The following is a 415-nucleotide window of genomic DNA, read 5'->3' on the forward strand; positions in this document are numbered from 1 at the left end:
TTGAGACCGGCCAGCAGGCCCTGCGCAGCGGCCTCTTCGTAGCCGGTGGTGCCGTTGATCTGGCCGGCGAAGAACAGGCCGTTGACCAGCTTGGTTTCCAGCGAGGCCTTCAGCCCGCGCGGATCGAAGAAGTCGTACTCGATCGCGTAGCCCGGGCGGGTGATGTGTGCGTTCTCGAAGCCGCGGATGCTGCGCACCATCTCCAGCTGCACGTCGAACGGCAGCGAGGTGGAGATGCCGTTGGGGTAGATCTCGACGATGCCCAGGCCTTCGGGTTCGACGAAGATCTGGTGGCTGGCCTTCTCGGCGAAGCGCACCACCTTGTCCTCGATGGACGGGCAGTAGCGCGGACCGATGCCTTCGATCTGGCCGCTGTACAGTGGCGAGCGGTGCAGCGCGTCGCGGATGATCTGGT

General features: G+C 65.1%; 1 protein-coding gene. It reads right to left on the minus strand.

From position 1 onward, the window contains the following. Positions 1-415 (minus strand): FAD-dependent oxidoreductase (locus tag EN852_RS35515; protein ID WP_189546376.1); only part of this gene is annotated, 415 nt, incomplete at both ends.

It is taken from the genome of Mesorhizobium sp. M2E.F.Ca.ET.209.01.1.1 (assembly GCF_004010375.2).
In the GTDB taxonomy this organism is placed as follows: domain Bacteria; phylum Pseudomonadota; class Alphaproteobacteria; order Rhizobiales; family Rhizobiaceae; genus Mesorhizobium.